This window comes from Bacteroides sp., from assembly GCA_036351255.1.
Taxonomy (GTDB): domain Bacteria; phylum Bacteroidota; class Bacteroidia; order Bacteroidales; family UBA7960; genus UBA7960.
In genome coordinates, this window is the sequence record JAZBOS010000031.1 from 36,250 (window position 1) to 54,611 (window position 18,362).

16 protein-coding genes, 1 other RNA gene and 1 pseudogene are annotated in these 18,362 nt (G+C 48.8%); 8 read left to right on the forward strand and 10 right to left on the reverse strand.

Features of this window, described 5'->3' with window-relative positions; genetic code table 11:
* Positions 1-396: 396 nt before the first annotated feature.
* Both V2I46_02940 and V2I46_02945 read right to left on the reverse strand, forming a co-directional pair.
* Positions 397-1,002: a sigma-70 family RNA polymerase sigma factor gene (locus tag V2I46_02940; GenBank protein MEE4176444.1), complete on the reverse strand. Its 606-nt coding sequence runs from the start codon at positions 1,000-1,002 to the stop codon at positions 397-399.
* On the reverse strand, positions 993-2,135 hold the full coding sequence (locus V2I46_02945; protein MEE4176445.1) for a glycosyltransferase: 1,143 nt from the start codon (positions 2,133-2,135) through the stop codon (positions 993-995). The genes V2I46_02940 and V2I46_02945 overlap by 10 nt, the downstream gene beginning before the upstream one ends.
* Before the next feature lie 87 nt (positions 2,136-2,222).
* On the opposite strand from V2I46_02945, the gene tgt reads away from it, so the two are divergent.
* Together tgt and V2I46_02955 are read left to right on the forward strand one after the other, a co-directional pair.
* Entirely contained in the window at positions 2,223-3,353 is a 1,131-nt protein-coding gene (tgt, locus tag V2I46_02950) for a tRNA guanosine(34) transglycosylase Tgt (protein MEE4176446.1), read from the forward strand.
* Between the two features lie 69 nt (positions 3,354-3,422).
* A complete protein-coding gene (locus V2I46_02955) occupies positions 3,423-4,499 on the forward strand; it encodes an LptF/LptG family permease (protein ID MEE4176447.1) in 1,077 nt (358 codons plus the stop codon).
* An 11-nt stretch (positions 4,500-4,510) separates the two neighbouring features.
* On the opposite strand, the gene V2I46_02960 is transcribed toward V2I46_02955, so the two are convergent.
* From V2I46_02960 to trxA (V2I46_02970), 3 genes and pseudogenes are all read right to left on the reverse strand, one after another.
* Positions 4,511-4,771, reverse strand: coding sequence for a hypothetical protein (locus V2I46_02960; protein ID MEE4176448.1), 261 nt, complete (start codon positions 4,769-4,771; stop codon positions 4,511-4,513).
* A gap of 67 nt (positions 4,772-4,838) precedes the next feature.
* Positions 4,839-5,162 (reverse strand): annotated as a pseudogene (gene trxA / locus V2I46_02965) (thioredoxin).
* A 67-nt stretch (positions 5,163-5,229) separates the two neighbouring features.
* Positions 5,230-5,694 (reverse strand): thioredoxin, encoded by a 465-nt coding sequence (gene trxA / locus V2I46_02970; protein ID MEE4176449.1) that lies wholly within the window; start codon positions 5,692-5,694, stop codon positions 5,230-5,232.
* Between the two features lie 244 nt (positions 5,695-5,938).
* Here trxA (V2I46_02970) and V2I46_02975 point away from each other — a divergent pair, with 244 nt between their 5' ends.
* Complete coding sequence (locus tag V2I46_02975; GenBank protein ID MEE4176450.1) at positions 5,939-6,658, forward strand: DUF4197 domain-containing protein; 720 nt, start codon at positions 5,939-5,941, stop codon at positions 6,656-6,658.
* 65 nt (positions 6,659-6,723) lie between these two features.
* Here the strand turns inward: V2I46_02975 and V2I46_02980 are convergent, their stop codons facing one another.
* On the reverse strand, positions 6,724-7,710 hold the full coding sequence (locus tag V2I46_02980; GenBank protein ID MEE4176451.1) for a dihydroorotate dehydrogenase-like protein: 987 nt from the start codon (positions 7,708-7,710) through the stop codon (positions 6,724-6,726).
* Positions 7,711-7,939: 229 nt separating this feature from the next.
* On the opposite strand from V2I46_02980, the gene V2I46_02985 reads away from it, so the two are divergent.
* Together V2I46_02985 and V2I46_02990 are read left to right on the forward strand one after the other, a co-directional pair.
* Positions 7,940-9,463, forward strand: a complete 1,524-nt coding sequence (locus V2I46_02985; GenBank protein ID MEE4176452.1) for a hypothetical protein — start codon at positions 7,940-7,942, stop codon at positions 9,461-9,463.
* Between the two features lie 23 nt (positions 9,464-9,486).
* Entirely contained in the window at positions 9,487-10,044 is a 558-nt protein-coding gene (locus V2I46_02990; GenBank protein MEE4176453.1) for a hypothetical protein, read from the forward strand.
* A gap of 3 nt (positions 10,045-10,047) precedes the next feature.
* Here the strand turns inward: V2I46_02990 and V2I46_02995 are convergent, their stop codons facing one another.
* From V2I46_02995 to V2I46_03010, 4 genes are all read right to left on the reverse strand, one after another.
* On the reverse strand, positions 10,048-10,797 hold the full coding sequence (locus V2I46_02995) for an NADPH-dependent oxidoreductase (protein MEE4176454.1): 750 nt from the start codon (positions 10,795-10,797) through the stop codon (positions 10,048-10,050).
* Positions 10,798-10,887: 90 nt separating this feature from the next.
* On the reverse strand, positions 10,888-12,330 hold the full coding sequence (locus tag V2I46_03000) for an O-antigen ligase family protein (GenBank protein ID MEE4176455.1): 1,443 nt from the start codon (positions 12,328-12,330) through the stop codon (positions 10,888-10,890).
* A 1-nt stretch (position 12,331) separates the two neighbouring features.
* On the reverse strand, positions 12,332-13,378 hold the full coding sequence (locus V2I46_03005; protein MEE4176456.1) for a hypothetical protein: 1,047 nt from the start codon (positions 13,376-13,378) through the stop codon (positions 12,332-12,334).
* Between the two features lie 106 nt (positions 13,379-13,484).
* On the reverse strand, positions 13,485-14,987 hold the full coding sequence (locus tag V2I46_03010; GenBank protein ID MEE4176457.1) for an oligosaccharide flippase family protein: 1,503 nt from the start codon (positions 14,985-14,987) through the stop codon (positions 13,485-13,487).
* 293 nt (positions 14,988-15,280) lie between these two features.
* Between V2I46_03010 and V2I46_03015 the strand changes: the two genes are divergently transcribed.
* The 3 genes from V2I46_03015 to V2I46_03025 all read left to right on the forward strand — a co-directional run.
* Positions 15,281-16,348 carry a DUF2027 domain-containing protein gene (locus V2I46_03015; GenBank protein MEE4176458.1) on the forward strand — a complete coding sequence of 356 codons (1,068 nt, stop codon included), beginning with the start codon at positions 15,281-15,283 and terminating at the stop codon, positions 16,346-16,348.
* Positions 16,349-16,474: 126 nt separating this feature from the next.
* An RNA gene (rnpB, locus tag V2I46_03020) (RNase P RNA component class A) lies at positions 16,475-16,853 on the forward strand.
* Positions 16,854-16,908: 55 nt separating this feature from the next.
* Positions 16,909-18,362 (forward strand): tetratricopeptide repeat protein (locus V2I46_03025; GenBank protein ID MEE4176459.1); only part of this gene is annotated, 1,454 nt, incomplete at its 3' end.

The window sequence follows — 18,362 nt, forward strand, 5'->3', positions numbered from 1 at the left end:
TCCCCTGCCTTACAACAACCAAAAACAAAACATTCATTATCAATAACATAAAACAATATTCATATTTATGTATTATAAATTATTCTAAATTTTTATCTTTATTTTTTTTATTTTAATTTTTATTTTTTAATTATTCATTCAACCACGCTCGTACCATCCTCGTGTAAGCCTCGTGCCGGGTTCTTATGCGGCCTTGCCTGACACGACCATGGTAGGTCTTTGAACGGAATTTGGACCAGGGTCCTCTCCCTTTCAAGGCCCTTTCAAGGCCCATTTTTAAACGGTTTAAAACGGTCGAAAAAGGGCACGGGTAAGAACAGGAAAGGGCCAGCAAAGGATGGGCGGCCTTTTCGGGTAATCCCAGAAAAGAAAATGGATACGGCAGGTACGTTAGGTTTAGAAGTGGTCCCTGGAATTCTTGAGGATATTGTAAAGGAATTCGCGGGCGCGGAATAGCTGGGCCTTCACGGTACCCAGGGGCAGGTCAAGCTCTTCGCAGATCTCTTCGTAGGAAAGTTCCTGGAAGTAGCGCAGCTCGATGAGCTGGCGGTAGCGGGGCTTGAGGCCTTCGACCACCTCACGCATCAGTTTCACTTTCTGGCTTCGCAGCATCTTTTCTTCGGGGTCGCCGGTGTCGGAGGCCAGGTTGCTGGCCTTATGCGACTCGTTGAGTTCTTCGTTGGCCTCGTAATTGAGCACGTTTTTCTTCTTCTTGCGGATGAAGTCGATGCAGTTGTTGGAGGCGATCTTAAACAGCCAGGTGCTGAAAGCGTAATCTGGGGTGTATTGTTCAAGGTTTTTGAAGGCTTTGCCAAAGGCTTCGACGGTGAGATCTTCAGCGTCTTCGGGATTTCCGGCCATCTTCAGGAGCATGAAGTAAATGGTGTCCTTGTAACGGGCCATCAGCTCGGAATAGGCCCGCTGGTCGCCGTGGTCCACCGCCTCCCTAACCAGCAGGTAGTCTCTCTGCGCTTTTTCGGTAAGGTTGGTTTTTACTTCCATCGATTGCGTTTAAAAAAAATGGCTGAGAATGAAAACACAAGGTTCAGGCCCAGCATGATGATATCAAACAGCGGCGAATATAAAGATAATCGGCTTTGATTTAACTTTTTTCCCGCCCTGAAAAAAATTATTAACATGCTTATCATACGAATAACGAAGATTGCCGCAGCAATCAGCGCAATTGTTGAAAAAAAGCAAAAGATCAGAATGGCCGCCAGAAAGACATAAAACAATCCCTGTGAAAGGCTGAAAAGCCCCAGCAAAAATTTGAACTTCGGCCTGTAATGCTTGCCGGTGGTCATATGGCGGCGTTTCTGATGGAACCACTTTCCCAGGGTCTCCTTGGGCAGGGAAAGGGTGTGGGCATCGGGGTTGACCTCGATGCGGACATTGCGGCGGGTGGCGGTCTGGTTGATGAACAGGTCATCGTCGCCCGAGCTGACCAGGTAGTGAGAGGTGAAGCCCTTCACACGGTAGAACACTTCGCGGCGGTAGGCCAGGTTGCGTCCCACACCCATATAGGCCTGTCCTGCCAGGGCATACGACAGGTATTGCAGGGCAATGAAGAAGCTGTCGTAACGGATCAGTTTGTTGAGCAGGCCCGGGCGCTTACGGTAGGGCCCGTACCCCAGGACGATCTCGGTAGCGGGATCGAAACCCGAAACCATTTCGGCAATCCAGCGGGGACTGGCAGGCCGGCAGTCCGCATCGGACATCAGCAGCAGGTTATGCTTCGCTTCCCTGATGCCAATGGAGAGGGGGAACTTTTTGCCGGAAAAGAAATTGACGTTTTTTTGCAAATTGATGACTGTCAGCCTAGTGTGTTGGGCTTTCATACCGTGAAGAAGCAATTCGGTGTCGTCGTCTGAGCCATCATTTACCACCAGCACCTCGAAGTCGGGGTAATCCTGTTCCAGAAACAAGGGCAGGTTTTCTTCGAGGTTGAGGTATTCGTTTTTAGCACAGATGACGATGCTAACGGGGGGGGTGACCTCGTATTTCTTGCGGGGCTTGCCGAGGGCCAGCCGGCTGAAAAAGAACCAGTAGTAAAACAGCTGGATGAGTGCAGTGAGGCCAAAGGCATAAAGCAGCAACCAATCATACGTCAGCGGGACCTCCCTGAGCCACTCCATAGAACAATGCGGGGTTTAGGAAAGCTGCAAAATTACCATATCCTGTCGAATAGTTTCTATCTTTGCGGAAAATTTCAGAAAAGGATTATGGAGTTCAGCATCACCGCGCGCGACAAGGAAAGCAGTGCCCGCAGGGGTTATCTTATTACAGATCACGGCCGCATAGAAACCCCCATTTTCATGCCCGTGGGTACGGCTGGCACGGTGAAAGCGATGCATCACCGCGACCTGGAAGAGGTGGTGAAAGCACAGATCATCCTGGGCAACACCTATCATCTGTATCTGCGCCCGGGCCTGGAGGTGTTGGGACAGGCAGGCGGTCTGCACCGCTTCATGCACTGGGATAAGCCCATCCTGACCGACAGTGGCGGCTACCAGGTATATTCGCTGACCCACCGCCGCAAGCTTACAGAAGAGGGAGTGATGTTTCAGTCGCACATTGACGGCTCGCGCCACCTGTTTACACCCGAGCGGGTGATGGACATCCAGCGGGTGATCGGAGCCGACATCATGATGGCTTTCGATGAATGCACCCCCTACCCTTGTGAATACGACTACGCCAAAAAATCGATGCATATCACCCACACTTGGCTGAAGCGCTGCATTGATCATTTCGATGCCGGCGAGGGGCATTACGGTCACAGCCAAGCGTTATTTCCCATTGTTCAGGGCAGCACCTTTAAGGACCTTCGGGTGGAGTCGGCCCGCTTTGTAGCCGAGTGCGGACGGGAGGGTAACGCCATTGGAGGCCTGTCGGTGGGTGAACCCGCCGAGGATATGTACGAGATAACAGAACTGGTCTGCGGCATATTGCCCGATAACAAGCCCCGTTACCTGATGGGCGTGGGCACACCCGAGAACATCCTGGAGAGCATTGCCCTGGGCATAGATATGTTCGACTGCGTGATGCCTACCCGTAACGCGCGTAACGGGATGCTGTTTACCAGCGAAGGCATCATCAATATCCGCAACCAGAAATGGAAGGACGACTTCAGTTCTATTGATCCCAATGGCACCGCTTATGTAGATCAGCATTACAGCAAGTCATACCTGCGCCATCTGTTTGTAGGCAACGAAATGTTAGGGCCCATGGTGGCCACGATGCACAACCTGAGCTTCTACCTGGAACTGGTGGACCAGGCACGGCAGCACATCGAAGCGGGTGACTTCACCGCCTGGAAGAACGCTGCCGTGAAACGTCTCAGCCAACGATTGTAAAATAAGCTTAACTTTGAGCCGTTCAGAATAAAACACCAAACATCACTTAACCATACAGTCCAGATCAGGGTGAAGAAAATCGACTGGTATATCATCAAAAAATTCCTGGGGACCTTCTTTTTTGCGATGGCCCTCATCATCCTGATCGTGATCGTATTTGACTTCTCTGAAAAGATCGACGACTTCATTGAAAAACAAGCCCCGCTGCGCGAGATTATCTTTTCCTATTACCTGAATTTCATCCCCTATTTTGTCAACCTGTTCAGCCCCCTGTTTACCTTTATCGCGGTAATCTTTTTCACCTCGCGCCTGGCTACCAACACCGAAATTGTGGCGATGCTCAGCGCCGGCATCAGCTTCCGCCGGCTGATGGTTCCTTACCTGATCTCAGCCATATTGCTCGGGATGCTTTCGTTTTACCTTGCCAACATCATCATTCCCCCGGCAAACAAAAGACGCCTGGATTTTGAAGCCGTTTATGTGAAGAACCCGGCCACCTTCAGGGAGCGCAACATCCATATGCAGATCCGTCCCGGGGTCTTTATTTTCCTGGAATCCTACAACGACCGTAGCAATATGGGCTGGCGTTTCTCGCTGGAGAAAATAGAGGAAGGCGAGCTGGTGTATAAGCTTTCGGCCGACAACATTCGCTGGGACAGCATCAACGGGAGCTGGGGTATTGAGAATTATTATTTACGCACCATCGATGGGCTGCAGGAGGAGTTGCGGTTTGGCAACCGGCTCGACACCGTGCTGCCTTTTACCCCACGCGACTTCATTCAGAACCTGAAGGAGATGGAGACCATGAACTTTTCTGAACTCAGGGATTATATCCGCAATGAGCGGCTGAAAGGATCGGAGAATGTGAAGTTTTATGAAGTGGAGATGTATCGGCGAGCGGCCTTTCCCTTTGCCACGCTGGTGCTAACGCTGATTTGCGTAGCCCTTTCGAGCCGCAAGGTAAGGGGCGGCATCGGGCTTCACCTGGGGGCAGGCCTGGCGTTTAGTTTTGCCTTTATACTGTTTATGCAGATATCCACTACCTTTGCCACCAAGGGCAATCTGTCGCCTTTGCTCTCGGTGTGGATTCCCAACATTATCTTTGGGCTCGTGGGTATTTACCTCTATCAAAGGGCCCCGAAATAAAAAAACCGGGTTTATTCCCCGGCTTCTTTTTTTACAAAAAAATCTGGTATCAGGTATCCTACCATCCCGCCCCATACCATACTCATATATGGGCTTGAGGTTATAGCGCAACCTCCCGTCTTGCAGCCAACGAACCAGTAATAGGCAAATCCGCCAGCCACGCCAATCACCGTAAAGACGGCAATGATGGTCAGATAGCGTTTGGAGTTAACCCGAAAGGGAAATTTTTTCCGTTTCTGGGCTTGGGTATTCTTAACCGTATTTTGTTCCATAACAAGTGTGTATTAAAAAAGCCCGGCGCAGCCAGAGGCTGCACCAGGCTTACCACCAAACCAAAAACTATTTTTCAACGGCAAGCACTTCCTTGATGGCCTGCTCGAGTGCATTCTTGGGCAATGCGCCCTGTGCCATCTGGGGCTGGGCCTCCATGGGCACAAACAGGATGGAAGGAATGCTTCGTATGCCAAACAAGGCAGCCAAATCCTGTTCGGCTTCGGTATCGATTTTGTAAATATCCAGTTTGCCGTCGTATTCTTTTGAAAGTTCTTCCAGAACGGGGGCTACCATACGGCATGGTGCACACCAGTCGGCATAAAAGTCAATGATGCAAGGCTTGTCGCCTTCGAATTTCCAATCTTTGTTTTTCTCAAAGTTAAAAACTTTGGTTTTAAAAGTGTCTAATGTTAAATGTTCCATATGCTAAAAATGATTAATAATTCGTTACAAAAGTTTAAAGCAGTTCGTTGATGGCCTCGATGAGTGTTTCTTTCTGAGTCACCCCAATAAAACGTCGTGCGGGTTCACCATCCTTAAAGATGATCAGGGTAGGGATGTTGCGCACTTCGTACAAAGCGGCCAGGCGGTTATTCTGGTCTACATCGAGTTTCGCGATGCGGGCCTTATCGCCCATCTCGGCGGCTACTTCATTCACAATAGGACCCTGAATACGACATGGCGCACACCATGTAGCCCAGAAATCGACCAGGACAACACCACTGTCGGTCACTTCCTTAAAATTGCCTTCACTGAGCACAGTCACCAAGCTTTCTTCGGCTGTTGCAACGGCAACTTCCTCTTCCACCTCTTTACCGCTGTTGCTGAAAATAGCATATGCCCCAACGGCCATGGCAATGATTCCAAAAGCAACAAGCATGGGGCGCATGCTTTGTTTCTTGCTTTCCTGTTTTTTTGACATTTTAATCTTTAATTTGCTGTTTAAAAGTAATACTTATTAACAAAAAAAACGGTCAAATTGTTGACTCGCTATTAGTAACAAAAATTTTTTCGTTTTGTTTTAGAAGATATAAAAGTATGTAAATATCTGCTATTAGAAACGGGATAAATCGTTAAAAAAATTAAAATCCGGTTCCGGGAATAATGGGTAAATTTGGAAAGAATCATTTAACAGAAATCAAATTTAACTTTAAATACATATTCTTATGAAAACCTTGTACCGACGTCCGGTGATCCTGCTATTTGCGGTCATTGGATTTTTCGCAATGAGTATAAACAGTTGCGAGCAACTGCTGAGTGTTCCCATGAGTGAGGCGGAAGTTGCCAGCGGTTTGCGTGAAGCCCTGACCATAGGGGCTGTCAATGCAGTTCTTGCCACCAACAAGGAGAACGGTTATTTTGGCAACAATGCCATCAAGATCCCTTTTCCTCCCGAGGCAGCGGGAGCAATGCAATACATGCAGAACTCGGCCCTGCTGAGGCCGCTGCTTAATGAATTCGTATTGCGCCTGAACCGTGCAGCTGAAAATGCGGCGGTTCACGCCAAGCCCATTTTTACGAATGCCATCCGCGACATTAGCATTCAGGATGCCTGGGGCATCTTGCGTGGGGGGCAAAACGCCGCCACCAATTACCTGCACGATAGGACTTACTCGCAACTCTACAATGCCTTTAAACCCGATATCATCAGTTCGCTAAATAATGTGGGCGCCCAGTCGGCATGGCAGGAACTGACCACTGCCTACAACACCATTGCCACCCTTTCGCCAAATCTTAACAACGTCAATACTGACCTGGCCGATTATGCCACCAACAAGGCCCTCGATGGTCTCTTTCACCTATTGGCTGAAGAAGAAGCCAAGATCAGGCGTGACCCGGCAGCACGGGTCACCGAGTTGCTGAAAAGGGTTTTTGCACAACAGTAGCGGGCAAAAAAAAGGCCGGGAGAAAACCCGGCCATTTTTTTTAGAATTTTTCACTTTTCTGTTCATCAGTCTATTCCAGCGAAGTGCTTCATAAACTGCACGCGCTGATAGGCGCCCGGGTGGTCACCCTTCTTGAAGCTCATCTTCCCGTCAAAGTCGCTGATCTTACTGAAGTTGTTCTTCGCCATCCATTCCCTGACTTCCTCATTGATGCGTTCGATTTGCCCGAAGCCGTTTTTGTATAGGGTAGAACACACCTGGACGGCTTTAGCACCCGCAAGCAATTGTTTGATGACCCCTTTGCCATCGTGCACGCCTGTAGAGGCACAAAGGTCAGTCTGAACGCGGCCTGCCAGGATGCCAATCCAGCGCAGGGAGGTAGTAATTTCCTCGGGGGTGCTGTAAATATTTCCTGCGCCCATCCTCATCTTTTCAATATCAATATCGGGATTGAAGAAACGATTGAACAGCACGATGCCCTTCACCCCAGTCCATGAGAGTTTATTCACCAGGTTTCCCAGTCCAGAAAAATGGGATGAGATTTTCAGGGCCAGGGGGATTTTGATCTCTTTCTTGACTTTCTCAACAATGTCGAAGTACAGTTTCTCGTATTGACTACCTTCCAAATCCACATCGGATGGGATAACAAAAACGTTCAATTCGAGGGCATCGGCACCAGCTTCTTCAATATTTTTGGCAAAGCTGGTCCATTCCTCAGCACTTACACAGTTGATGCTTGCAATGACCGGGATGGTGATGGCTTTTTTGGCCTCCCGGATCAGGTTGAGATACTCATCGAGGGCGTGGGTACGGGCATAGTTCCTGATGTAGTCGTCGGCCTCGGTGTAAGCGCTCACCATATCATCATAGGAGAATACCTTGCGGATCTCATATTTGATCTGTTCCTCGAAAAGCGATTTGAGCACCACGGCTCCGGCCCCTCGGGCCTCAATTTCCTTCAGGTTTTCGATGCTGCGTGTCAGGCCTGAGCTGCCTGCAATGACCGGGCTGCGCAGCGTAAGGCCCATGTAAGTGGTGGATAAATCGATCATATTCGATGCATTTGGGTAAGTGATTGTTTCCGGAATTACAACCGACAAATTTAAAGAACCATTTTCAAAAACCTAAACAAACCCGAGGAATTATTTGTCTTTTTGCGCAAGAGACTTCCCTGCAGCGTTTTGTTCTCGGCAAACCGCCCCGAATGCATTATATTTGTATGCGGTTTTTTCGGGGAATTTCTCTTTAAAAGCCAATCGGACATTAATTGTTTTCCCTCATATGACACAAGCTGAAACACAGGTCCATACCCTTCCCGGATATTTCAAACTCTCGTTTCGCAACCTGATGGAACCCTTGCTGGTGCTGTTCAATGTGGCTGTATCAGAAACCCTGAAGGAAGAACCTTATTACATTGCCTACAGTATTCCGGGTGGTGTTTACGGGTATTTCAAACATTACTCCCCTTCCGATGAAGACCTGCTTCAGATCAAAGCCAGGATACACTGCTTGATCAGGGAAAAGGTAATTTTCACGCAGGAAATGCTGCCCTCTGAAAAGATCTATCATTATTTTAAAGCGAACCATCGCCCCGATATCACTCATCTGCTTGAGTCGAGGGGAAGCTATCCTGACGCGATGGAGGGCCTTCGCCTTGCACACATCAACGGCATGGGCGAACTATACGTAAACCAGGTAAGGGAGAATTATGACAAGCTGGAAGATTTCAGGCTGTTTCGCTTCAAGGATGGGTTCTTCCTGGTGGCTGATCCCGATTTCTTCGACCGTGTGATGCCCCAGAAACTGGATCATAGCAAATACTTCAGGCGCTTTGATGAAACCGAGGAGGCCATGATGCAGCTGGGCATTTCAAGCGTGGCAGAGCTGAACGATGTGATTGGACGCAGGGAGCTTTCGGAATTCATTAAAATTGCTGAAGTTTATCAGGCCAGGCGTATTTCGCGTATTGCCGACAACATCGTCTCCCATCCCCTGAAGCCACGTGTCATTTTCCTGGCAGGGCCCACTTCTTCGGGGAAAACAACATCTGCCAACCGATTAGCCATTGAATTGAAGGTCCTTGGAAAAAGTGTCCTGATCCTTTCACTCGACAATTATTACCTGCCACATGCTGCCATTCCGGATGACCCGGTGACGGGCATCAAGAATTTCGAGCTCATCACCGCGCTCGACACAACACTTTTCCGGCAAAACATCAATGACCTGATCGCAGGCGAACCGGTAAATTTGCCCAGGTATCTGTTTGATGGCAAGGGCGCAGTAGCAGAAACGGAATCCACAGTGATTGGCCCCGACACTTATGTGATCGTGGAGGGAATCCACGGACAAAACCCCCAACTGTGGAAGGACGTAATGGATTTGGAATCCTACCGTTTGTATGTTTCGGCGCTGAGCACGCTGAACATTCACGATCATTTGCCCTTTTCCACCTCCGACCATCGCTTGCTGCGCCGCCTGGTGCGCGACCACCTCTTCAGGGGCTATGACTTCAATGAAACCATCAAGCGCTGGCCTGATGTGATGCAAAATGAATACAAAAGCATTTTCCCTTTTCAGGAAAGCGCCCATGCCATTTTCAACTCAGCCTTGATCTATGAGATTGCGGTTTTTTCTCATTATGCCCCCGCCATCCTCAAGGCCGATAAGGCTGAAAATGATCAGATCCGTGAGGAGGTATTGCGCCTGAACCGACTTTTATCGCTTTTCAGGCCCATTGACCCCGGCGACATACCCCCCACTTCCATTTTGCGGGAATTCATCGGGGGCAGCAGCTTCAAGTATTAACCCTTACGAATAATTGCCATCCTATGGAACAAGATCTTTTTGCAATAGGTGCCAAAGTGGAACATCCGCAATTTGGCACCGGTGTGATTACCAATGCTAACCTCACCACCCTTACGGTGTTTTTCATGAACCGCGGCGACAAGGAAATTGCCCGCAGCTTCCAGGGCTTTAAGCTGGTGGAGCCCTCCAAGGCCACTGAGCAGGGGAGTGGTGGACCTGCCATCAGCCTAGCTGACCTGGAAAAAGTATTTACCTCGGTCTTGCGACGCTACGTCGATTTCCCCGAAACGGTGGAGATGGGCGACCGCTGGAAAAAAGGCACCCTGATCCTTAAGCCGGGATCAGCCGAACTGAAGCCCAAGGAAATTCCCATTGACAATTTTTTTCATAAGATTGTGCTTGTGCGCGACCGTCTGCGGGTACTCGAACAGCGGATCAACAGCAACGAAAAACTTGAAGATGAGGAAAAGGTGAACCTGCAGCAATACATCACCCGTATCTATGGCTCAATGACAACCTTCAACGTGCTCTTTAAGCACAAGGAGCAATATTTCGTGGGTGACAGGGGAACAGAAGAATAGCACCTATTCTTCGTTATTCATAAAGCCCTGATCGGTAATGGCATCGAGGAATACCTTGCTGAAATGCAGGTTGTCCTTTTTGCTGTAACGCTTGTAAGCGAAGATTTGGGCCAGGTTATCCAGTTTATTTTCCCGGATGAGCTGGGCTGTTTCTGGAAGATTCTCCTTCTCATGGTAAATGCGGTCGATATCTTCGGCTGAATAATCCTTATAGGTTTCATAATGCACGATCCCTTCAGCGGGAAGCCTGTCGGCCTGCTGAGGATCTTCCTTCGGATAGCCTACCACCACTGTTGTAATAGGCACCACCCCCTCAGGCAAATTAAAAAACTCAATCAGCTTATCGGCTTGATAGGTCGTTGTGCCAAGGTAGCAAATCCCCAGCCCGAAGGATTCGGCTGCGGCACATGCATTTTGGGCCACCAACAGGGCATCGATGGCTGCCGTAAAGAACGACAGGAAATTGTCGTAACCCGGTTCTGCCTCACGCTGACGACACCATTTGTTGAACCGGTTGAAGTCGGCGCAAAAGGTCAGTAATACAGGGGCCTGCTCTACCATTTTCTGTCCGAAATGTAACTTGCACAATTCCTTGCGTTTCTCCTCATCGCGGGTGACGATTACGCTGTAGACCTGCATATTGCCCGTAGTGGAAGCGCGGAAGCCTGCCTCAAGGACCTGGTTAAGGATGCTCTCGTCAATGGGATCACTTTTGTAATTCCGTATGGTTTTATGGGAAAGAAGTGTTCTCAGGGTATGATTCATGGCATTGGTGTTTTGGGCCGTAAAATTACGGTTTTATGCCGGGCTGCCCAAATGACAAGCTGGTGTTTTTAAGAAAAATCAGGCTGAGGTGACTGGATTTTTGCTGTTTTCTCTTGAATAAAATGCATCGAGCGAAACAAGCATAGCCATCATCCCCCAGAAGGGCACCGAGGCCTTATCGGTATCCAGAAAATTGTTGAGCACCCCGTGGGAAAAGTAAGTAATGAACCCCAGGGTAATACCCAGGGCCATCAACCGCATTTCCCGGGTAGGCGCTTTTTTCCAGAGGTCAACCCCTGTTTTGATCACCAGCAAAGCGAGGGTCAAAAACAGCAGCATGCCAGGCAGGCCGCTTTCGGCAAGCGGCCCGATGTATTCGCTGTGGGCATTGCCCAGATCGCCAAAGTTGGTGGTGATGATGGTAAAATCTTCCGAGCGCTGAAAGGGCGCATACACAAACTGATAGGTCCCAGGCCCCCAACCCACAACAGGGCGCTCTTCGAACATACGGAAAGCCGAACGCCAGCGGTTTATTCGTTCGAGGTTGGAAGCATCGGAGGAAATATTGGAAATGGAGCGTATGTGTTCGGTGAAGTTACCGGATGATTCCTGGGTGTTGCGTTCAAGCTGCATAATGATCTGCGTCTGAAAGGTAAATACCGTGGCAAGCAGGAGGATTACACCGGCAAGGATAAAGCGGAAAGGAATCTTCAGCCCCAGGATGACGAGTCCACCGGCGGCAATCATCAAGCTCAGCCAGGCAGCACGGCTGTAGCTGAAAAGGATGCCCATACAAAAAACCAGGAAAAACAATACTGCGCCAGTTCTGCGCAAAGGGCTGAAGCCCTTGTTAAAAGCCATAACTAGAAAAAAAGGCGCCACAAGGGCGAGCGTAGAGGAGTAATTGGTATGGTCGTTGAAAAAGGGGTCAACAATCCAGGTGCCCACCATACGTTCAAAGCCAAAAGCCGAATGCTTCACGGTGATGACGATGACCACGAGAGCCAGGGCCGCTCCGAAATACCAAAGGAAACGCTTATATTTCTTGTAATCTTTGAACAACAGGATGGCAAGAAAATAAAAGGTGACCACAAACCAAAGGCGTGAAGCGAAATATTTAAAGGAAACGAGGGGTAGTTCGCTCGTCACCGAGGTCAGGAACATCCAAACCAGGTTAAGTGTCAGTACGATTGTAATGGGATGTCGCAGCACCCTACGGTCGTAGACAGGCTCATGAATCATCCGGAGAAAGAATAGCAGCATTGCAGCCACAATGAGTGGCTCAGTAGGCATATTGATGGTGATACCGAAATGTTCAAATTCATACTTGAACGTAAACGGCGTAAGCAATACGATGAACAACAGCAGTTTATCGAGGGAAAAGAAAAGCAGCAGCATGATGGCTATTGCGACGGGAATGGCAGTTAGCCAGTAAAACCCGTTGACCATCAGGACAATATTCAGCACTGTAAACCACAGGCCGAAGCGGTAAAGCATTTTTTGCTTCTTCTCCTGCTCCACGTTATTCAGATTTTTTCCTGGTGGTTTGTTTTTCGGTAATGATACCTTTCGACACGAGGTTTTCGTAAACCATCAGGCTAATGACCCCCATAAACACTGCCCCGAAAGCCGAAAGGAAAACAATGAGCCAGCGGGTTGGATAGACTTTCCGCTCAGCTTCAAAGGCAGGGTCCAGAATAAATTTGAAGTTCAGGAAGTTGTCAAGATCGGTTTTTGCTTCCTGCATGCGGCGCTGCAAAGCTACGAGGTTACTGCTGATGGCCTGCAGATTTGTTGAAAGGAAAAGGTAGGCGCCACCCCCTTCACTAAGTGCATCGAGGCGTTCTTCGATGGCCCTGACACCCCGCTGGTTGCCGGTGGAAAGATCAATGGCCAATTGCTGGGTAAGCATGGCCGACTGTCCTTCGAAGTCGTATACCCCACCTTGCATCACCTTTCGCAAGGAATCTTCGGTCATACGCAAATCTTCAAGTTGTTCCTCATAGTTGCTGCGGGCGACCTCATAGGCCTGGAGGGAGCGCTGATAACGCATCTCGTTCTGAACCGAATCGGCAAGCGCTGCGATGGCATTGGCAATGTCGGCAGCCATCACCGGGTCTTTATCTCGAACGGAGACTTCCACTGCACCAAATTGGGTGCGCCGCGAGGAGATATTTTCGGAATAGGTCCTGATAAGGCGGGTGCGCCTGAATTGCTCATCGGGGCTGATGCCATAATGGTCCATCAGGTTAAATCGTTCGGCTACCCGGTCGCGAATGGCCACTGACCCGAGCACCTGCAGCAGCCTTTCGGCATCATCCACACCCCCGTATTGCAGGAAGTCCTGACCGTATGCTCCGGGTCCTCCCAAAACCGCACGGGAGATACTGGAGGTGGATGTGGGGAACATGGTTACTGTTGACTCATACATCGGGGTGATGAAACGTGGGCCTGAGAAGATGGCCCCGGCAAATGCAGCCAAAAAACCAATGATTGCCAAATGCTTCCACCAGCGGATGATGAAAAGGAAAACATTGGTTGAATCAAAATCCTTCTTGCTTTGGTCCATTAGAATGTTGTTTGGGTCTGTTTAATAAAAAAACGAAAGGCAGGGAGATTTATTTATGCCCCGCCAAAGATAAATAAAAATGTAGTTTTTATCCGTTCGAAACCAGTCACCCTTTTTGCTGGGCCTCTGGCGGTTCACCATAACGCATGATACTGACAAATTGGCCTATGCGGAAAAACCTGATAGCCATTGCCAGCAGCAAACTGGCCCCTCCCATGATGACCAGATTGATGATCCAGGAAAATGGCAACTTCTGGCTAATCAGCCCTATGACCAGCGCACCAATAATCAGGGTAAGCAGGCGCCCGATAAACGATACGTTGGGTTTCATTTTGAAGATCCTAAAAACAATGATTACTTGGGCCATTGCGACCAGGCTTTGGGTTACCAGACTGGCAAAGGCCGATCCCACCGCCTGGTGCCTGGGAATCAGCAACAGGTTAAGGCCAACATTGATCACCATGCCCGAAAGGGAGATCAGATTAAGGGCTTTCAAGCTCCCATTGGCGGTTAGCAACGTCCCGAAAATATAATTGGTAGAGGTGCCGATAAAACAAAGCATCAACAGGGCAAAGATGCGACTCGAAGCTTCCATTCGGAAGGAAAAATCGAAGCTACTTTCACCGGAGTGAATGGGATAAAGCAGGTGCATGATCTCGCTTGAGTAAAGAAAAGATCCGATGGCAAGAATAACGGCAGGCGTGATTAACAGGGTAAATGCGAGCCTGACCATTCCCTGGACTTCCTGTTTATGTTTGATCATCCGTGAAAAGATGGGGAGCAGAAGCACGGAGAACAGGAATGAGAACTGGTTTACGGCATCTAGCAAACGGTAGGCAGAGGCATAAATGCCGCTGTATTTGGCTCCTTCGGGCAACATACGCTCGAGCATGACACTGTCGACGCGGTTATAAAAGGTCATAAGCAGCCCCAGTAATGCAAATGGCAAGCTCCGCCGGATGATCATCAGCATAAAGGGCGGATCCCAGGAAAGCTTGAATATCTTGGTGCCAGCCTTGCGCAGGACAATTATGAAAGTGATGCCGAAGGTTAGCAGATAGGAAAATGTCTGGGCGAAAACGAAATACTTGATCTTGAATTCATCAACCACATTGCCCCAAAGCAGCACCCCGACAATGATAATCATTAGCGTCCTGTCCAATACAGAAATCAGGCTGTCAGTGCGGAACAAATGCAACCCGCCCAGGTTTGAGCGCAGGTAAAGAATAAAGCTCAGCAAAAATTGGTTGAAGGCCAGCAGGCCCAGCATCAGCATTTGCTCACGGCTGTAACTGATAAAAAAGGCCCCACCAAAGGTAAAGATAAGGTAACCGGAAAATAGCAGCATTTTCAGCACAAAAATATTGGGCAGGTGTTTTCCAAGCAAATGGCTGTTTTGTGCAATGTTGCGGTTGTTGAAGTTGTTTATCCCGAAGTCGAGCAGAATGTTGAACAGGAAGGAAAAATTGAGGATGGCAAAATAAAAGCCATATTCAGTGGCCCCCACAGTGTTTTGCACCGCACGGTCTATGCCCAGTATCCAAAAAGGCTTTATCAACAGGTTGAGTACCAGCAGTAAAACCAGGTTTTTTAAAAACTTTCGCTGCATGCGGTTAGGGCGATATCATTTACAGGGTTTCGTGATGTAAAAGCACGAATGAACTGAAATTTCCCAAAATTATAAACTTTTGATTTGGGAAACTTCTTTTGACAAAAATTTATCGAACCTGACATCCTTAGTTTTTTGACTAGAGAAAGTCAATGCGTGTCAGGTAATTTGATAAAATACAAGCCCGACAAGCGCAATTAATGTTAATTTTGTATAATTTTTACAGGGAGTATATGGACAAGACCCCTAAGACGTTATAATGAAGAAGTTTGGGGAAAGTTTGAGGATACACTATGAAGTTTAAACCAGGCGACAGGGTTGCTTTTTTGAATGAAAAAGGAGGCGGGGTCATCACACGCATTGTGGATGAGCAGATTGTCTACGTCTCGATAGAAGAAGGGTTTGAGATCCCTTATGCGGTGACAGACCTGCTCAAAGTGGGCGATGCCGTAGCCGATATGACCCGGCATTTGGAGGAAAAAGCCGAGGCAGAGAATCCCGACCAGTCGCCTCTTTTTTCGGTACCCAATAAACTGGGGCAAATGGCTCAGGGAGCCTACCTGGCACTTGTGCCTGCCGAGCAGGAAAACATACTGCAGTGCCCCCTGGACTTTTTCCTGGTGAACCACACAGAAATGGAGATGCTCTTTGGTGTATACCTGAATCGCTCGGGCAACTTTCACGGAATTGAATACGGTTTTATTGAGTCTGATTCAAAACTTCTCATCCGCCAGGTGGAAAGAAACCAGATTGAGGACTGGCTGAATGGGCTGGTGCAGATAGTGTTTTTCGGCCCCGGTAAAACCTTACCGGTAAAGCCGGCTTCTTCAAACATCTCGTTCAAACCGGTTAAGATTTACAAGGAGGAAAGTTTTCATTATGAAAGCCTGCTGCGCAAAAAAGCTATTGTGTTACCCCTTGCCCTTTTGAATGACCTCGCGATGAAGGCGGAAGTCCCTAAAGTAACGGACGAAAACATCAAATTACTGAATGAGAAAATCAGCGCAGGCACTCGCAAGGCAGAGGCAGTCCCTAAAATTGAGAGTTTCCTCGACAAGCACAAGGTGGATGACCGCATAGCCGAAGTCGACCTTCACATCAACGAACTGATAGAAAGCACGGCCGGGCTTTCGAATGCAGACATGCTTAAGATCCAGATGGATTATTTCCGCCGATGCATGGAACAGGCAGAAGTTGAGAAAATGACAAAGATGATCTTTATTCATGGGGTGGGTAACGGCACCCTGAAGAATGAAATTTTAAGATATTTGCGTAACACTCCGGGCGTGGAGTTTTACGATGCAGCCTATGCCAGGTATGGCTTGGGCGCTACAGAAGTGTATTATTACAGAAATAAATAAGGCGTGTCGTCCGCGTTATTTATTCTGAATGGTCTGTTTTGTTAAAAAGTAATTGACCACTAACAACCAAGACTTTAGTAGAACCAGAAACAGCAAATATTACGAAACTTAATCTCGTTCATTGAAAAGGCAGGTTGTCCTGTCGCTTGCTGCAAAAGCAGCAGGAGGAAAGTCCGGGCAACACAGAGCAGTATACTTCCTAACGGGAAGCCGGTCAGTCTGAGGCTGACCGCGAGAGAGTGCCACAGAAAACAACCGCCTGCATTCCGCTAAGCGGGTCAGGCAAGGGTGAAAACGTGAGGTAAGAGCTCACGACCGCAGCAGGTGACTGCCGCGGGGGGTAAACCTTATGCGTTGAAAGGCCAAATATACCGGGGCCCGAGGGTGGCTCGCCCGATCCCGGAGGGTAGGCCGTTAGAGCTGTTGTGCAAACAACAGCCCAGACAAATGACAGGAAGTTCGCTTCGGCGAATTACAGAACCCGGCTTAAATGCCTGCCTTTTCTTTTTATTATTTTAGAAAACTATTTGAAAACTTCAACCATCAACCAGTCAAAAATTATGATCCGAAAGATCTTTCCGCTCCTGCTGATGCTGGCCCTCATTTCCCCTTTGGTCAGCTTTGCACAAAAGACACCAGTGCATTACGATCCGGATGCCACCTACCGTCTGGCCCTCGACCTTTTTGAAAAAGAGAAATTCGGGGCCGCGCGTGAATTGTTCGATCAGGTCATAAGCCAGATCAGTGACCCCCAGAACGAAGTACGTGTGAGTGCCCTGTATTATTCTGGGGTATGTGCTGCCGAGTTGTTCAACCCCGATGCGGAAGCCTTGCTGCTGACTTTTGTTGATCAGCACCCCTCGCATCCACAACAAAACCTGGCCCGTTTCCAGCTGGGAAATGTCAAATACCGTGACCGAAAATATCGGGACGCAGCCCGCTGGTTTGCCAGCGTTAAGGTTCGGGATCTGGACGCGTCCACCCGCGAAGAATATTATTTCAAGCGCGGGTACAGCATATTTATGACCAATGACAATGAAGGCGCACGTCAGATGCTCGGCCAGATACAAAACCCCAACTCGAGATATTACCCCCCGGCTTCTTATTACCGAGGGCATATGGACTATCTGGATGGCAACCTCACGGATGCGCTGGAGGCTTTTAAAAAACTCGAAAACGATGCGACTTTTGGCTCTGTGGTACCCTATTACATTACCCAGATTTACTATATGCAGGAAGAATATGACCTGATGCTGGAATATGCCGAACCCTTGCTTGAGGAAGCTACTGCGCGACGTGGACCCGAGATTGCCAAGCTAATGGGCGAAGCCTGGTTCAGGAAAGAGGATTACCAGCGGGCCCTCCCTTACCTTGAGACCTATTTCAAGGAATCGCCTCAACGCATTACACGCGACGACCAGTATCAGATGGGGTATGCATATTTCAGTGCCGGACGCTACAGCGAAGCCATCAGCCATTTTGACAAGGTGATCTCAGGCAATGATGCCATGGCTCAAAATGCCCATTATCACCTTGCTGATGCATACCTGAGAACTGATCAGAAGCGTTTTGCCCGCAATGCCTTCTTGGCTGCGTTTCAGAACAAGCACGATGAGACCATTGCAGAAGATGCCCTCTTCAATTATGCCAAGCTATCATATGAGCTTGCCATTGACCCTTACAACGAAGCAATTCTTTCTTTCCAGAGATATATTCAGGAATATCCGCGTTCAGAGCGAATAGAGGAAGCCTACCGTTTCCTAGTAAATATTTACCTCACTACGCGCAATTATCGCGATGCGATGGCATCCATTGAGAAGGTCCAGATCAACACCCCACAGTTGCGCTCTGCCTTTCAGCGTATTGCCTATTACCGTGGTGTAGAGCTCTTCAATAACGGCGATTTTGCCGGGTCAGTGAGTCATTTCGACAAATCTTCCAGGTATCCGGAGAGCCAGAATATTGCAGCCCAAACCCTATATTGGAAGGGTGAAGCGCTTTACCGCCAGGAGAA

What these genes read in the sequence shown, in the direction of transcription:
- V2I46_02940 (MEE4176444.1), bottom strand. Translation starts at nt 1,002, where the DNA reads ATGGAAGTAAAAACCAACCTTACCGAAAAAGCGCAGAGAGACTACCTG.
- V2I46_02945 (MEE4176445.1), bottom strand. Translation starts at nt 2,135, where the DNA reads ATGGAGTGGCTCAGGGAGGTCCCGCTGACGTATGATTGGTTGCTGCTT.
- tgt (MEE4176446.1), top strand. Translation starts at nt 2,223, where the DNA reads ATGGAGTTCAGCATCACCGCGCGCGACAAGGAAAGCAGTGCCCGCAGG.
- V2I46_02960 (MEE4176448.1), bottom strand. Translation starts at nt 4,771, where the DNA reads ATGGAACAAAATACGGTTAAGAATACCCAAGCCCAGAAACGGAAAAAA.
- trxA (MEE4176449.1), bottom strand. Translation starts at nt 5,694, where the DNA reads ATGTCAAAAAAACAGGAAAGCAAGAAACAAAGCATGCGCCCCATGCTT.
- V2I46_02975 (MEE4176450.1), top strand. Translation starts at nt 5,939, where the DNA reads ATGAAAACCTTGTACCGACGTCCGGTGATCCTGCTATTTGCGGTCATT.
- V2I46_02980 (MEE4176451.1), bottom strand. Translation starts at nt 7,710, where the DNA reads ATGATCGATTTATCCACCACTTACATGGGCCTTACGCTGCGCAGCCCG.
- V2I46_02985 (MEE4176452.1), top strand. Translation starts at nt 7,940, where the DNA reads ATGACACAAGCTGAAACACAGGTCCATACCCTTCCCGGATATTTCAAA.
- V2I46_02990 (MEE4176453.1), top strand. Translation starts at nt 9,487, where the DNA reads ATGGAACAAGATCTTTTTGCAATAGGTGCCAAAGTGGAACATCCGCAA.
- V2I46_03005 (MEE4176456.1), bottom strand. Translation starts at nt 13,378, where the DNA reads ATGGACCAAAGCAAGAAGGATTTTGATTCAACCAATGTTTTCCTTTTC.
- V2I46_03010 (MEE4176457.1), bottom strand. Translation starts at nt 14,987, where the DNA reads ATGCAGCGAAAGTTTTTAAAAAACCTGGTTTTACTGCTGGTACTCAAC.
- V2I46_03015 (MEE4176458.1), top strand. Translation starts at nt 15,281, where the DNA reads ATGAAGTTTAAACCAGGCGACAGGGTTGCTTTTTTGAATGAAAAAGGA.